The organism is Pseudomonas sp. D5(2026) (assembly GCF_057766845.1).
In genome coordinates this window covers 4,787,973-4,802,990 of sequence record NZ_CM173421.1, presented here as the reverse complement: position 1 = coordinate 4,802,990, position 15,018 = coordinate 4,787,973, and the positions used below count along the sequence as shown (strand labels likewise).

Here is a 15,018-nt window from a genome sequence, read left to right as displayed (position 1 = left end):
TTACTGGTTGAGGCGTTTGTCGATCAGGCCCTGTACCACGCTTGGGTCGGCCAGGGTCGAGGTATCGCCCAGGTTTTCCAGCTCGTTGCAGGCGATTTTGCGCAGTATACGCCGCATGATCTTGCCTGAGCGCGTCTTGGGTAGCGCTGGCGCCCACTGAATCAGCTCAGGCTTGGCGAAACTGCCGATTTCCTTACTGACCAGGGCAAACAGCTCGGCCTTGAGTGCGTCATCCGGCGACACGCCATTCATGGTCGTGACGAAGGCGTAGACGCCCTGGCCCTTGAGGTCGTGGGGGTAGCCGACCACTGCGGCTTCCGCCACGCTGTCATGCAGCACCAGTGCGCTTTCTACTTCCGCGGTGCCGATGCGGTGCCCGGAAACGTTGATCACATCGTCGATGCGCCCGGTGATCCAGTAGTCGCCATCGGCGTCGCGGCGGGCACCGTCGCCGGTGAAGTAGTAGCCAGGCAAAGGCTTGAAGTAGGTGTCGACCATCCGCTGGTGGTCGCCGTAGACACTGCGGATCTGCCCGGGCCAGCTGGCCTTGATTGCCAGCAGGCCGGCGCCGGGGCCTTCGATCAGTTTGCCTTTTTCATCCAGTAGCACGGGTTGCACGCCGAACATTGGCTGGGTGGCGCAGCCGGGTTTGAGCGACTGCGTGCCGGGCAGTGGGGTGAGCATGATGCCGCCGGTTTCGGTCTGCCACCAGGTATCCACAATCGGGCAGCGCTTCTGCCCGACCTCCTCGAAATACCATTCCCAGGCTTCCGGGTTGATCGGCTCACCGACGCTGCCCAGCAGGCGCAGGCTTTTGCGCGAGGTGCTCTGCAGTGGCGCGGAGCCCTCGCGCATCAGGGCGCGCAGGGCGGTCGGGGCGGTGTAGAAGATGTTCACCTGGTGCTTGTCCACCACCTGCCAGAAGCGCGAGGTGTCCGGGTAGTTGGGCACGCCTTCGAACATCAGCGAGATTGCGCCATTGGCCAGCGGGCCGTAGACGATGTAGCTGTGGCCGGTCACCCAGCCGACATCGGCGGTGCACCAGAACACTTCGCCGTCACGATAATCGAACACCACCTTGAAGGTCATCGTTGCCTGCAGCAGGTAGCCGGCGGTGGTATGCAGCACCCCTTTGGGTTTGCCGGTACTGCCGGAGGTGTAGAGGATGAACAGCGGGTCTTCGGCTTCCATCGGCTCAGGAGGGCAGTCGTCGCCGGCGGCCTCCGTCGCTTCGTGGTACCAGAGGTCGCGGCCCTCGGCCCAGGCCACATCGCCGCCAGTGCGGCGCACCACCAATACACTACTGACCGCTGGGCAGTTGGCCAGGGCCTTGTCGACATTCTGTTTCAGCGGGATGCGCTTACCGCCACGCACACCTTCATCGGCAGTGATCACGGTGCGGCAGTCGGCATCGAGAATTCGGTCACGCAGGGCATCGGGGGAGAAACCGCCGAACACCACCGAGTGGATGGCGCCGATGCGGGTGCAGGCAAGCATGGCGAAGGCGGCCTCGGGGATCATTGGCATGTAGATGCACACCCGATCGCCTTTCTTCACACCACGCGCTTTCATTGCATTGGCCAGGCGGCAGACCTGACGGTGCAGTTCGCGGTAGGTGATGGCCTTGGAGTCCTTGGGGTCGTCGCCCTCCCACAGCAAGGCCGGTTGCTCGCCGCGCTGGGCCAGATGGCGGTCGATGCAGTTGTAGCTGACATTGAGTTGCGCACCGTCGAACCAGCGGGCCTTGCCGGTATGCAGGTCGCATTGCTGCACGCTCGACCAGGGCTTGATCCAGTCCAGACGTTTGGCTTGTTCGGCCCAGAAGGTGTCTGGGTCTTCGACCGACTGGCGGTAGAGGCGGCGGTAGTCTTCGGGGGTGAGGGCGGCGGACTGGCTGACAGCCAGGGCCTGGGGGTATTTGCGGATATCGAACATGGCGGGTGGTCCTGCTCTTGTAAGGGGCGATGGACTGCAACGGCTATTCGATAAGACAGTGTAGCTGGGAGCGGTGTTCAACCTGGGCAGGCCTCTTCGCGGGCTTGGCCGCTCCCATAGGTACTGCACAGTCGTCGAGGGCTGTGTTGTACCTGTGGGAGCGGGCAAGCCCGCGAAGAGGCCGGCGAAGGTATCAAATCACCCGCGGTGACGGCCGCGGAAGTAGTTGATCAGGCCCTGGGTAGAACCGTCTTCGGCGCTGTCTTCCAGGCTGCCGACCAAGCGCTGGTAAACGCCCTTGCCCAGTTCCTTGCCCAGCTCGACGCCCCACTGGTCGAAGGCGTTGATACCCCAGATAACGCTCTGGACGAACACCTTGTGCTCGTACATGGCCACCAGCGCGCCCAGGCGGCGCGGGCTGATGCGCTCGACCACCAACGTGTTGCTCGGGCGGTTACCCGGGATCACCTTGTGCGGGGCCAGCTTTTCGATGTCCGCTTCGTTGAGGCCTTTGCCGCGCAATTCGGCTTCGGCTTCCTCGCGGGTTTTGCCCAGCATCAGCGCCTGGCTCTGCGACAGGCAGTTGGCGTACAGCCACTGGTGGTGGTCGGCCACTGGGTTGAAGCTCACCACCGGCACGATGAAGTCGGCCGGAATCAGCTGGGTGCCCTGGTGCAGCAACTGGTGGTAGGCGTGCTGGCCGTTGCAACCCACGCCGCCCCAGATTACCGGCCCGGTGTCGGTCTTCACCGGGGTACCGTCTTGCAGCACGCTCTTGCCGTTGGATTCCATGTCCAACTGCTGCAGGTGCTTGGTGATGTTGCGCAGGTAGTGGTCGTACGGCAGGATCGCGTGGCTGTTCGCGTCCCAGAAGTTGCCATACCACACGCCCAGCAGAGCCAGTAGCACCGGCATGTTCTTGTCGAACGGTGCGGTCTGGAAGTGCTGGTCCATGGTGTAGGCACCGGACAGCAGTTCCTTGAAGTTGGCAGTGCCGATGGCCAGGGCGATCGGCAGGCCGATGGCCGACCACAGCGAGTAGCGCCCGCCCACCCAGTCCCACATCGGGAAGATGTTTTCTTCGCGGATACCGAACGCTACAGCAGCGGCCTTGTTGCTGGAAACTGCAATGAAGTGGCGGTACAGCTCGGCTTCCGAGCCGCCTTGGGCCAGGTACCAGGTCCGCGCGGCCATGGCGTTTTTCAGCGTCTCGAGCGTATTGAACGACTTCGACGAGACGATGAACAAGGTGGTTTCGGCGCGCAGGTTGGCCGACAGTTCGTGGAACTCACTGCCGTCGATGTTGGCCAGGTAATGGCAGCGTACGCCGCGCTGGGCGTAGGGTAGCAGCGCTTCGGAAACCAGCTCGGGGCCAAGGAAGGAACCGCCAATACCAATGTTGACCACGTCGGTGATTGGCTTTTCGCTGTAGCCGCGCCACAGGCCATCGTGAATGCGGCCGACCAGTTCGGTAATCTGGTTGAGCACCTTGTGCACTTCCGGCATGACGTTCACGCCGTTGACACTGAGTTTGTCACCTACAGGCCGGCGCAAGGCGGTGTGCAGCACCGGGCGGCCTTCGGAGGCATTGATGATCTCACCACCGAACATCGACTTGATGGCGTCCTGCAGGCCCACTTCATTGGCCAGGTTGACCAGCAGATCGCGGCTTTGCTCGGTGATCAGGTTTTTCGAGTAGTCGAGGAACAGGCCGCAAGCGCTAAGGGAAAACTGGTCGAAGCGCTTGGCATCGGCGGCGAAGGCTTCGCGCATGCTGAAGCTTTGCATGGCGTCGCGGTGTTTCTGAAGCGCCTGCCAGGCGGGCAGGGCCGTCACATCGTGGGGTGTACGGTAATACGCCATTGCGCGGGGGTCCCTTGGTGCGTGGTGAGGGCTTGGACACGGCAGTCATTGCCGGGTTCAGGCTGGCATCATTATAGGCAAAGGCCACGCGCTGGGAATGGGTATGGCAGGGGGATTTTGGGGGACTTTGTAAGCAAATCCGCTCCTGCAAGTGAATATAGGAGCGGGCTTGCCTGCGAATGGGCTGCAGGCAGCCCAAGGCCATTATGCGGTCTTCTCTTCCACATGCAGGTAGAGGTTGTCGATCAACCGCGTGTTACCCAGGTAAGCCGCCGCAATCACCACCAGGTCTCGATCATCGATCACTGCCGGGCGCAGGCTTACGGCATGGCGTACTTCCAGGTAATCCGGGCGGAAACCCGCTGCGCTCAGTTGTGCCTGGCCTTCAGCGACCAGCGCGGCAAAATCCCGCTGGCCACGGCCGATGCCCACTGCGATGTGTTGCAGCGTGCGGTACAGCGCTGGCGCAGCAGCACGCTGCTCTGGCGTGAGGTAACCATTGCGCGATGACAGCGCAAGGCCATCCTCGGCACGCACAGTGGGTTCGCCGATGATCTGGATCGGCATGTTCAGGTCGCGCACCATGGCGCGGATCACCGCCAGCTGCTGATAGTCCTTTTCGCCGAACACGGCGAGGTCTGGCTGGACCATGTTGAACAGCTTGTTCACTACGGTGGCCACACCCTCGAAGTGCCCAGGCCGGCTGGCGCCGCACAGGCCTTCGGAAAGCTGGGGCACGCTGACACGGGTTTGCACGCTCATGCCGTCGGGGTACATCTCTTCCACGGTGGGCGCGAACAGCAGGTTGCAGCCGGCCTGCACCAGGCGCTCCTGGTCGGCTGCCAGGGTGCGTGGGTATTTGTCGAGGTCTTCGTTGGCGCCAAATTGCAGCGGGTTGACGAAGATGCTGGCGACCACGAAATCGGCGCGCTGCGCCGCCTTGGATACCAAGGCTGCGTGGCCACTGTGCAGGTTGCCCATGGTCGGCACGAAACCGATGCGTTTGCCTTCACCGCGAGCGCGGGCCACTGCCGCGCGCAGTTCGCGGACGGTCTTGACTGTATTCATGCACTGAACCCGTGTTCGCTGCCTGGGAAACTGACTTGCTTGACTGCCTCGACGTAAGCGACGAGGGCACTGTGGATATCCGGTTGGCCCTGCATGAAGTTCTTCACGAACTTCGGTACCCGGCCGCTCAGCGACAGGCCGAGCATGTCGTGCAGTACCAGCACCTGGCCATCGGTGGCGTTGCCGGCGCCAATGCCGATTACCGGGATGCCTACGGCGTTGGTGATTTCCGCCGCCAGTTCGCTGGGGACGCATTCGAGCAGCAGCATGGCCGCACCGGCCTGTTCCAGGGCAATGGCGTCGGCGCGCATCTGCCGGGCCTGGGCTTCCTGGCGGCCCTGCACTTTGTAGCCGCCCAGCACGTTGACGGTTTGCGGGGTCAGGCCCATGTGCGCGCACACTGGCACACCACGTTCGGCCAGCAAGCGGATGGTTTCGGCCAGCCAGGCTGCGCCTTCGATCTTGACCATGTGGGCGCCGGCCTGCATCAGTGTGGCGCTGTTGGCAAAGGCCTGCTCCGGCGTGGCGTGGGCCATGAACGGCAGGTCGGTGAGGATCAGCGCGCCGTCGTTGCCGCGTTTGACGCTGGCGGTGTGGTAGGCCATTTCCGCCGTGGTGACCGGCAAGGTGCTGTCGTGGCCCTGCAGGACCATCCCCAGCGAGTCGCCCACCAGCAACACTTCAACGCCGGCCTGGCTGGCAGCCTTGGCGAAGGTCGCGTCGTAGCAGGTCAGCATGGTGATTTTTTCACCCTTGGCCTTGAGGCCGTTAAGGGTGGTAAGGGTTACTTCAGGCATGTAGGAAATTCCTCGTTCAGGCGCTGTAAAAAACGACTGCATTCAACGCGTGTAGTCATCTTCCGGAGCGGCACATCATCGCGCGTGATGTTCGGGCACAGGTCCGTCCGGGCCTAAATACGGGTATGCGGCACTTTGGTGCCACACGGGACGCCTATAGTCGTGAGCGAGGTGTGGGAAGTCAATCACCCTGTTACCGCATTGTTACGATCAGGGTGTTACTGGCGTTACCGAGGTGGCAATGCAGGCTGGAACGCCCGGTTTACAGGCGTTCCAGGCCGACGAACGGGCATTCGTCGAGCAGTTGCGCGAGGGCGCGGCCATCGGCCAGGCGGAAATCGCCCGGTACCAGTTCGGCCAACGGATACAGCACGAAGGGGCGGGCATGCATGTGGTAATGCGGCACTTTCAGGCGTGGCTGGTCGAGCACCTGGTCACCGAACAGCAGGATGTCCAAATCCAGCGTGCGCGGGCCCCAGCGCTCTTTGCGCACGCGGCCCTGGTCGTTTTCGATGGCCTGCAGCGCATCGAGCAATGCCAGTGGTGCCAGGGCGGTGTCCAAGGCGGCGACAGCATTGGTGTAGCGCGGTTGGCCGGGCAGCAGCGAATCGCTGGTGTACAGGGCCGAGGCGGCTACCAGGCGCGTGGCTTCGACCTGGTCGAGCGCCTGCAGGGCGCTACGCAACTGCTCGGCAGGGGCGTCCAGGTTGCTGCCCAGGCCTATGTAGGCGCGAATGGTCACTCGAACGCCTCGTCGCCACTGCGCTTGCGTTTGCTGCCGCTGCGCTTGCGCTTGCGCGGGCCGGCGCTTTCGTCGCGGCTGCCAAGCTCACGGATCATCTCGCGGCGCTCGCTGTCGTTTGCGTCCTGGTAATCGGTCCACCACTGGCCCAGGTCGTCGGTTTCTTCCCCGGCGCTTTCACGCAGCAGCAGGAAGTCGTAACCGGCGCGGAAACGCGGGTTGTCCAGCAGCATGTCGGCGCGTTTGCCGCTGCGGCGCGGCAGGCGCTCCTGCATGTCCCAGATTTCGCGGATCGGCAGGGTGAAACGCTTGGGGATGGCAATGCGCGCGCACTGCTCAGCGATCAGGTCGTGGGCCGCACCGTTCATGGCCGGGATCGGCGGTACGCCCTGGTTCTGCAGGTGCAGCACACGGGCCGGCAGAGCTGGCCAGAGCAGAGCCGCAAACAGGAAGGCTGGCGTCACCGGCTTGCCCTGCTTCACGCGCAGGTCGGTGTTGTTCAGCGCCTGGCTGATCAGCGTGTGGGTGTAGGTCGGCCGCTCGTCCAGCGCGTGGGCACTGGCCGGGAACAGCGGTTCGAACAACTCCAGATCGACCAGCATTTCGAAGGCCATGGCACCTTGGCCGCTGAGGAACAGCTTGAGGCATTCCTCGAACAGGCGTGCGGGTGGAATCTCGCGCAGCATCGGGGCCAGACCGCGAATCGGCAGGAAGGTGTGCTTTTCGATGCCAAAGTCGAGCTTGGCAGCAAAACGCACCGCGCGCAGCATGCGCACCGGGTCTTCCTGGTAGCGGTGGGTCGGGTCCCCGATCAGCCGCAGCAGGCGATTGCGCACGTCGTGCACACCGTTGGCGTAATCGAGAATGCGTTCGCTGACCGGATCGTAGTACAGGGCGTTGATGGTGAAGTCGCGGCGTTGCGCGTCCTCTTCCAGGGTGCCGTACACGTTGTCTCGCAGAATGCGACCACTGGCGTTATGCGACGAACGGTGGGCATCGCCCTGATCGCCCTCGGAGTGGTGGGCGCGGAAGGTGGCGACTTCAATGATCTCACGGCCGAAATGCACATGGACCAATTTGAAGCGGCGACCAATGATGCGGGCGTTGCGGAACTCGGCACGGACCTGTTCGGGGGTGGCGCTGGTGGCCACGTCGAAGTCCTTCGGCGTAATGCCCAGCATCAGGTCGCGGACACAGCCACCGACCAGGTAAGCCTGGTAGCCGGCGCTTTGCAGGCGCTCCACGATGTTGACCGCATGACGGCTGAACTGGTGGCGCTGCAGCGAATGCTGGCTCTTGTTGATCACCTCGGGCGTGGTGCGCCTGTGGTGCGGGCCCGGTACGGGCGGGCGGAAAGACTGGAACAGCTTCTTCAGCATGGGATGCACTGTGTGAAGGAATGTTCGGCCAAGAATAGGAGAATGGCCGCATGATGGGCGGGGATTCTAGCATTTACTCGGGGAATGGTGTAGGCGGGTAGCAGGATGCCTGCCAGAAGGGTAGAAATGACAAGGGGAGCCTAAGCTCCCCAAGAAGTCATTGCGTGCTCTTATTGTTTTTTTGCTGGGCTTCTTGTTTTTGTTGAGTGCCCTGTCCACAAATCTCGAAGCTTGTGGACGACCCCCAAACCGAGGGTAAAGAGCAAACGGATTGCTTTGGCCGCTGATGACACGTTGATCTGTCGATCCAACCAGTTCAGGCGCTGCTTTTTAGTGCAGTTTTTGTTGTTCTCTGCCTGGCTGTGGGGCAAGCCCCAAACACGCATCCTCTCCAAAAGAATCAGTTAGCTGCGCCTCCGCCGTCTTGTTTTTATTGTGCGTGAGCCGTTTCGTCTTGTTCTTATTCTGAGTTGCAGTGCTTGTTATTGTTCTTGTACCAAACATATAGCAGGTGCCGTGCCAACTTTTCAAAACCCAATAAAATCAAGGGCTTGAGCAGGTTTCGCAATTTTCGGAAGGTCGAAAATGTCGGAATTTCGTTACCGTACGCCTCGGGGGCTGTTACGGCGGAAAGCGTGGGTAACAGATTTTTACGGGAGGTGATGTGTTACCTGGGGTGTTCCCAGGCCAGATGTGTTCGCCACACCCCGTTCAGCGCCTGTGCCATTGGCGCGCATCCCCCTCGGTGCACGACAGGATATTGAAGGGGACACACAAGGGGCCGCGCGCCAATGGCTCAGGATTGATTGGCCCGAAACAGATGTAGGAGCGAGCTTCGCTCGCGATGCGCCGCGTGGGCGGCGCTCGATCTCACAGGCGCCGCACTTGCTGCGGCGAACACTGGGCAGGTTGAATTACTCGCTGGTAGCGTTGCTCTTGCGTCGTGGTATGCCCAAGCGTTGGCGGCGTTCCCACAGGCACTTGCGGCTGACGCCGAGCTTGCGTGCCAGTTCGGTCTCGGTCATGTGGTCCTGGTGCTCAAGCACGAAGTGCTGGAAGTAGTCTTCCAGCGACAGGTCCTCGGTCGGCTCGTGGCTCGCGTTGGCCGCGCCGGCCACCACCAGGGCATTGTCGAGGAGGTCGTCCTCTTCCAGATCGCTCAGTTCGATGTCGATGCCCAGCAGCTCGGCGGAAATTTCTGCGCTCTCGCTGAGGATCACCGCGCGCTCCACGGCGTTTTCCAGTTCACGCACGTTACCGGGCCAGCTGTAGTGGCGAATGGCTTGCTCGGCCTCGGCCGAGAAGTGCAAGTCGTCGCGGCCGATGCGAGCGCTCTGGCGGGCGAGGAAGACGCTGGCGATCTCGTTGACGTCGCTGCCACGCTCGCGCAGTGCTGGCAGCTTCAGGGCGATCACGTGCAGGCGGTAATACAAGTCTTCACGGAACTGGCCGGCCTTGGCCAGGTTTTTCAGGTCGCGGTGGGTCGCGGCAATCAGGCGCACATCGACCTTTTGCGACTGCACCGAACCTACCCGGCGAATTTCGCCTTCCTGCAGCACACGTAGCAGGCGTGCCTGGGCTTCGAGCGGCAGTTCGCCAATTTCATCGAGGAACAGCGTACCGCCATCGGCGGCTTCCACCAAGCCGGCGCGCCCGGCGCTGGCGCCAGTGAAAGCGCCTTTTTCGTGGCCGAACAGTTCGGATTCGATCAGTGTTTCGGGGATGGCCGCGCAGTTCACCGAGATCATCGGTGCCTTGGCCCGGCGAGACAGGTTGTGCAGGGCGCGGGCCACCAGCTCTTTACCGGTGCCCGACTCGCCCTGGATCAGCACATTGGAGTCGGTTGGGGCGACTTTGCGGATCTTGCTGTACATGTCCTGCATGGGCTGGCACGAGCCGATGATGCCGATTTCGCCATTGGCCGTTGTCGCACTGCCTTTGTCGGAGGCTGCAACCTTGCCATTGCTGGCGCGTGGCTCGGCAGGCGGTGCAGCAGCCGGGGCGTTCTGCCGGTCGCGCAGAATACGCGCCACTGCCTGCAGCATCTCGTCATGGTCGAAGGGCTTGGCGATGTAGTCCACCGCGCCCATTTTCATCGAGTCCACCGCTGAGCGCAGGCTGGCGTAACTGGTCATGATCAGCACCGGGGTGCCCTGGCCGAGCTTGATCAGCTCGGTGCCGGGGGCACCTGGCAGGCGCAGGTCGCTGACGATGAGGTCGAAAGTGGCAATGCTGAAGCGTTCCTGGGCTTCCTGCACCGAGCCGGCCTCGCTGACCTGGTACTGGTTCCGCTCAAGTAGACGACGCAGGGCCGAGCGGATGATGGTTTCGTCTTCGACGATCAGAATGTGCGGCATTGATTCAATTCTCTCGACGGTCTCGAATTTCAGGGGACGTCGCTACGACATGCCGGGGCAGGGTCACGCGGATCCGGGTGCCTCGTTGCCGTTCGATATCGGCCGGGCTGTCGATGGTGATTTGCCCATAATGCTCTTCCACGATGGAATAGACCAGAGCGAGCCCCAGTCCGGTTCCTTCGCCCGGGTCCTTGGTGGTGAAGAAGGGCTCGAACAGGCGGTCCATGATGTTCTTCGGAATCCCGCTGCCTTCGTCTTCGACGATCAGGTCGACGGTGTGCTCGCTAACCTCGCTGCGCACGCGTACGGCGCTGCCGGGCGGCGAGGCGTCGCGGGCGTTGGAGAGCAGGTTGATCAGCACCTGGGCCAGGCGCTGCGGGTCGCCTTCGGCCCAATGGTCCGGGTCGCAAAGGTTGAAGAACTGTACTTCGAAATTGCGCCGGTTCAACGCCAGCAGACCGATGGCATCTTGTGCCACTTCGGCCAGGCACACGGGCTCCTCGCTGTTCTGGTGGCTGCCGCCGGCATGGGCAAAGCTCATCAGCGACTGGACGATGCGCGATACGCGCTTGGTCTGGTCAAGGATCTGGCTGGACAACTCGATGATTTCGCCATCGTCTTCGCGTTCCTCGCGCAGGTTTTGCGCCAGGCAGGCGATGCCGGTGATCGGGTTACCGATCTCGTGGGCCACGCCGGCGGCCAGGCGGCCGATGCTGGCCAGGCGCTCGGAGTGCACCAGCTTGTCTTCCAGTGCCTGGGTTTCGGTAAGGTCTTCCACCAGCAGTACCAACCCGCTGTTACCGGGGGCCAGTGGCTCGTCGATGGCTGCCTTGTGCAGGTTCAGCCAGCGCGGCTGGCCATCCAGTGCCAGGCGCTGCTTGTGCAGATGCTCGTCGGGCACGTTGATGAAGCCTTGCAGCAGGCCGCGCCAAGGCTCGTCGATGGTGACCAGGCGCGAGCCGACCACATGCTTGGCGGCAATGCCGGTGAGCTCTTCCATGGCCTTGTTCCACATCAGGATTTCCTGGTCCTTGGCCAATGAGCAGACGCCCATGGGCAACTCCTGCAGGGTCTGGCGATGGTAGCGGCGCAGGGCATCGAGTTCGGCGGCCAGCCCGGTCAGGCGCGAGTGGTAGTCCTCCAGGCGGCTTTCGATGAAGTGGATGTCTTCGGTTACGTAGTTTTCGTTACCGGACTTGTACGGCAGGAAAGTCTCGACCATGTCCTGGGCCACGCTCGGCCCCATCAGGCCGGACAGGTTGGCTTCGATGCGGTCGCGCAGGCGGCGCAGGGCATAGGGGCGGCGTTCGTCGAACGGCAGGTAGAGGTCGCGCAGTGCTTGCTCGACTTCCTTTTGCGCGGCCTTGGCGCCCAGCGGCTTGGCCAGTTGGGTGGCAAATTCCTGCGGCGAGGCGGCGTGCAGCTCGCGGCGCTGCGGGCGGCGCACGTTATCCACGGCACAGGCTTCGGCCGCGCTGACCTCTTCGGTACTGGCGTTGGTGAACAGTGAGATCAGGGTGAACAGCAGCACGTTGGCCGCCAGCGAGGCGATGGCTGCCATGTGCCAGCTGGTATCGTCCAGCACATAGATCATGTCCAGCAGCGGGATGTAGAAGCCCTGCAAATTGCCGAGAAGCGGCAGCAGCATGGTCACCATCCACACCAGGGTGCCGGCCAGCAGCCCGGCGATGAAACCGCGGCGGTTGGCGGTTGGCCAGTAGAGCACCGACAGCACCCCAGGCAGGAACTGCAAGGTGGCGACGAACGCGACGATGCCCAGGTTTGCAAGGCTCTGGTGGTAGTTCTGGCTCAGGTAGAACATGAACCCGGCGGTGATGATGGCGACGATCAGTGCACGGCGGGTCCACTTCAGCCACCGGTAGATGTTGCCTTCGGCCGGGGGCTGGTAAAGCGGCAGCACCAGGTGGTTCAGGGCCATGCCCGACAGCGCCAGGGTGGTGACGATGATCAGGCCGCTGGCTGCCGACAGGCCGCCAATGTAGGCCAGCAGTGCCAATGCCTGGTTGTTGGCGGCGATGCCCAGACCCAGGGTGAAGTACTCGGGGTTGGTGCTGGCGCCCAGGCGCAGGCCGGCCCACAGCACCAGCGGCACGGCAAGGCTCATCAGCAGCAGGAACAGCGGCAGGCCCCAGCTGGCGCTGACCAGCGAGCGCGGGTTGAGGTTTTCGGTAAAGGCCATGTGGTACATGTGCGGCATGACGATGGCCGATGCAAAGAACACCAGCAGCAGGGTGCGCCATGGGCCTTCCTGCAGGGGGGTGTGCAGGGCGGCGAGGGCGGTCTGGTTCTGCAACAGCCAGACTTCCAGCTCGTGCGGGCCGCCGAATACGCCATACAAGGCATACAGGCCAATACCGCCCAGGGCCAGCAGCTTGATCACCGACTCGAAGGCGATGGCGAAAACCAACCCCTCATGCTTTTCGCGCGTGGCGATGTGCCGCGAGCCGAAGAAGATGGTGAACAGAATGATCAGCGTGCAAAAGGCAAAGGCCACCCGGGCCTTGACCGGCTCACCGGTAAGGATGCTGATCGAGTCGGCCACCGCCTGGATCTGCAGGGCCAGCAACGGCAGCACGCCAATCAGCATGATGATGGTGGTCAAGGCCCCGGCCCACGTGCTGCGGAAGCGGAAGGCCAGCAGGTCGGCCAGCGATGACAGCTGATAGGTGCGGGTGATCTTGAGGATCGGGTAGAGCAGCACCGGCGCCAGCAGGAATGCGCCAGACACCCCCAGGTAACAGGCAAGGAAGCCGTAGCCATACTGGTAGGCCAGGCCAACCGAGCCATAGAAGGCCCAGGCACTGGCGTAAACGCCCAGCGAAAGGGTGTAGGTAAGTGGGTGGCGAATGATCGAACGCGGGATCAGCCCGCGCTCGCTGATCCAGGCCACGCCGAACAGCACCATGAGGTACCCGGCGCTGATCAGGATCATCTGGGTCAGGCTAAAGCTCATCGGCATCTCGTTGGCTCTGCAGGATGAAGGTGACGACGATCAGGATCAGCCAGAGCAGGTAGGGGCGGTACCAGGCTCCGGTCGGTTCGATCCACCAGTCCATGATGGCCGGGGAGAACAGGTAGATCCCCACGACCAGAAGCAGGACCAAACGATAGATGTACATGCTGGCCTCGATGGTTGGGCGCTGCGGGCTTGAACTTATTATTGGCGCAAATGGCAGGGGGGATGCTAGCGGGAATCCACAGCGTTCGCCAAGGGTTTGAATTTACTGGGCTTTTGTTTTTAGGGGGGCTTTACCTGTGCCGGCCCTTTCGCGGGCATGCCCGCTCCCACAGGTAGACCACAGGCCTTGAAGGCGGCGTGGTTCCTGTGGGGGCGGGCGCGCCCGCGAAAAGGCTGGTAAAGGTTCAGCGCAAATCAGCCTCCGGCACCGTGGTCCGCTGCGCGATCGCTTCTGGCCGCCACTGCGTGCGCGCGACTGCCAGCACCTCTGCTGGCGTCGCCAACAGCAGTTCCGGATCCGTCTCCTGCCCCAGCGCCCGCAGTGCCCGCAGTAGCAGGGGAGTAGCATGCTCCGCCTGCAGTGGCGGGGAACGGTACGACTTGCCCAGCTTGTGCCCATCTGGCTGCACGATCAGCGGAATATGCAGGTAACGCGGCTGTGAGAAGCCCAGCAGTTCCTGCAGGTACAGCTGGCGCGGGGTATTGTCGAGCAGGTCGGCGCCACGCACGATGTCGGTAACACCCTGCCAGGCATCGTCCAGCACCACGGCCAACTGGTAGGCGTACAACCCGTCACGACGCTGGATGACGAAATCGCCCACCTCACGCCCCAGGTGTTGCTGGTATTCACCCTGCACACGATCGGTAAAACGGTAGATCAGCTCCGGCACCCGCAGGCGGATGGCCGCCCCTTCACGGGCATGCCCGGCGTTACGGCAAAAGCCCGGGTAAATGCCGTTGTAGCTTTCCAGTTGCTTGCGCGAGCAGGTGCAAGCGTACGCCAGGCCCATGTTGAACAGGCGGTCTACCACGGCAGCATAGGCATCGTGGCGCTGGCTCTGGAATACCACCTCGCCATCCCAGTGCAGGCCGTAACGTTCCAGCGTCTGGAGGATGGCATCGCGGGCGCCGGGCATTTCCCGGGGCGGATCGGTGTCTTCCATGCGCAGCAGCCAGCGGCCGTTGACGGCGCGGGCATCGAGCCAGGAGGCGAGGGCGGCGACCAGCGAGCCGAAGTGCAGGAAGCCGCTGGGGGTGGGGGCGAAGCGCCCGATGTAGCTGGAGTCGGTCATGGTCAGGCTGGGCATATAAATGAAACGGGGCGCATGATGCGCCCCGTTCAGGTGGAAGAAAGATCAGCCTTTGCCGACCGTTTTTTCCTTTTTCTCGGCAATTTCCTTGCAGTCGAAGCACAGGTCGGCGGTTGGGCGGGCTTCCAGGCGGCGCAAGCCGATCTCGATGCCGCACGACTCGCACCAGCCGTACTCTTCGTCCTGAATCTTCTGCAGGGTTTTATCGATTTTCTTGATCAGCTTGCGCTCGCGGTCGCGGTTGCGCAGTTCGAGGGCGAATTCCTCTTCCTGGGATGCCCGGTCTGCGGGATCTGCGAAGTTGGCTGCCTCTTCTTTCATATGGTCAACGGTCTTGTCGACGCCGACCATCAGCTCTTGCTTCCAGCCAGTGAGGATCTTGGTGAAGTGCTTGCGCATGGGCTCACCCATGTACTCCTCACCCTTGGTCTCCTGATAGGGTGCAACCCCATAAAGATTCTGGTTGGCTTTTTGCTTTTCTAGGGTGGACATGAATAGACCGCCTCTCACTCATCTGATCCAATGCGCAGGATGCTCCATCTCCGGCGACCGCCGGCCCTGCGACTGCGAGCCGCCGAACTTACCAG

At 62.6% G+C, this 15,018-nt stretch carries 11 protein-coding genes; all 11 read right to left on the bottom strand.

From position 1 onward, the window contains the following. Positions 1-1,935, bottom strand: a complete 1,935-nt coding sequence (gene acs / locus AC3B5Q_RS22225) for an acetate--CoA ligase (protein WP_021784320.1) — start codon at positions 1,933-1,935, stop codon at positions 1-3. Positions 1,936-2,133: 198 nt separating this feature from the next. After that, positions 2,134-3,798 (bottom strand): glucose-6-phosphate isomerase, encoded by a 1,665-nt coding sequence (gene pgi, locus AC3B5Q_RS22220; protein ID WP_021784791.1) that lies wholly within the window; start codon positions 3,796-3,798, stop codon positions 2,134-2,136. A gap of 204 nt (positions 3,799-4,002) precedes the next feature. Further along, a complete protein-coding gene (gene panC / locus AC3B5Q_RS22215; RefSeq protein WP_021784790.1) occupies positions 4,003-4,866 on the bottom strand; it encodes a pantoate--beta-alanine ligase in 864 nt (287 codons plus the stop codon). After that, a complete protein-coding gene (gene panB / locus AC3B5Q_RS22210) occupies positions 4,863-5,663 on the bottom strand; it encodes a 3-methyl-2-oxobutanoate hydroxymethyltransferase (RefSeq protein WP_021784789.1) in 801 nt (266 codons plus the stop codon). The genes panC and panB overlap by 4 nt, the downstream gene beginning before the upstream one ends. A 262-nt stretch (positions 5,664-5,925) precedes the next feature. After that, the gene (gene folK / locus AC3B5Q_RS22205; protein WP_021784788.1) at positions 5,926-6,405 is read right to left on the bottom strand and encodes a 2-amino-4-hydroxy-6-hydroxymethyldihydropteridine diphosphokinase; all 480 of its coding nucleotides are present in this window, start codon (positions 6,403-6,405) and stop codon (positions 5,926-5,928) included. After that, on the bottom strand, positions 6,402-7,784 hold the full coding sequence (locus AC3B5Q_RS22200) for a polynucleotide adenylyltransferase PcnB (protein WP_021784787.1): 1,383 nt from the start codon (positions 7,782-7,784) through the stop codon (positions 6,402-6,404). Before AC3B5Q_RS22200 ends, folK begins: the two co-directional genes overlap by 4 nt. Before the next feature lie 914 nt (positions 7,785-8,698). Continuing rightward, positions 8,699-10,141 carry a sigma-54-dependent transcriptional regulator gene (locus AC3B5Q_RS22195; protein WP_021784786.1) on the bottom strand — a complete coding sequence of 481 codons (1,443 nt, stop codon included), beginning with the start codon at positions 10,139-10,141 and terminating at the stop codon, positions 8,699-8,701. A 4-nt stretch (positions 10,142-10,145) separates the two neighbouring features. Next, positions 10,146-13,121: a sensor histidine kinase gene (locus AC3B5Q_RS22190; RefSeq protein WP_021784785.1), complete on the bottom strand. Its 2,976-nt coding sequence runs from the start codon at positions 13,119-13,121 to the stop codon at positions 10,146-10,148. Further along, complete coding sequence (locus AC3B5Q_RS22185; RefSeq protein ID WP_003250005.1) at positions 13,105-13,281, bottom strand: hypothetical protein; 177 nt, start codon at positions 13,279-13,281, stop codon at positions 13,105-13,107. Before AC3B5Q_RS22185 ends, AC3B5Q_RS22190 begins: the two co-directional genes overlap by 17 nt. A 244-nt stretch (positions 13,282-13,525) precedes the next feature. Further along, positions 13,526-14,413 (bottom strand): tRNA glutamyl-Q(34) synthetase GluQRS, encoded by an 888-nt coding sequence (gene gluQRS / locus AC3B5Q_RS22180; protein WP_033730627.1) that lies wholly within the window; start codon positions 14,411-14,413, stop codon positions 13,526-13,528. 63 nt (positions 14,414-14,476) lie between these two features. After that, entirely contained in the window at positions 14,477-14,923 is a 447-nt protein-coding gene (gene dksA, locus AC3B5Q_RS22175; protein WP_003250009.1) for an RNA polymerase-binding protein DksA, read from the bottom strand. Between the last annotated feature and the right edge of the window lie 95 nt (positions 14,924-15,018).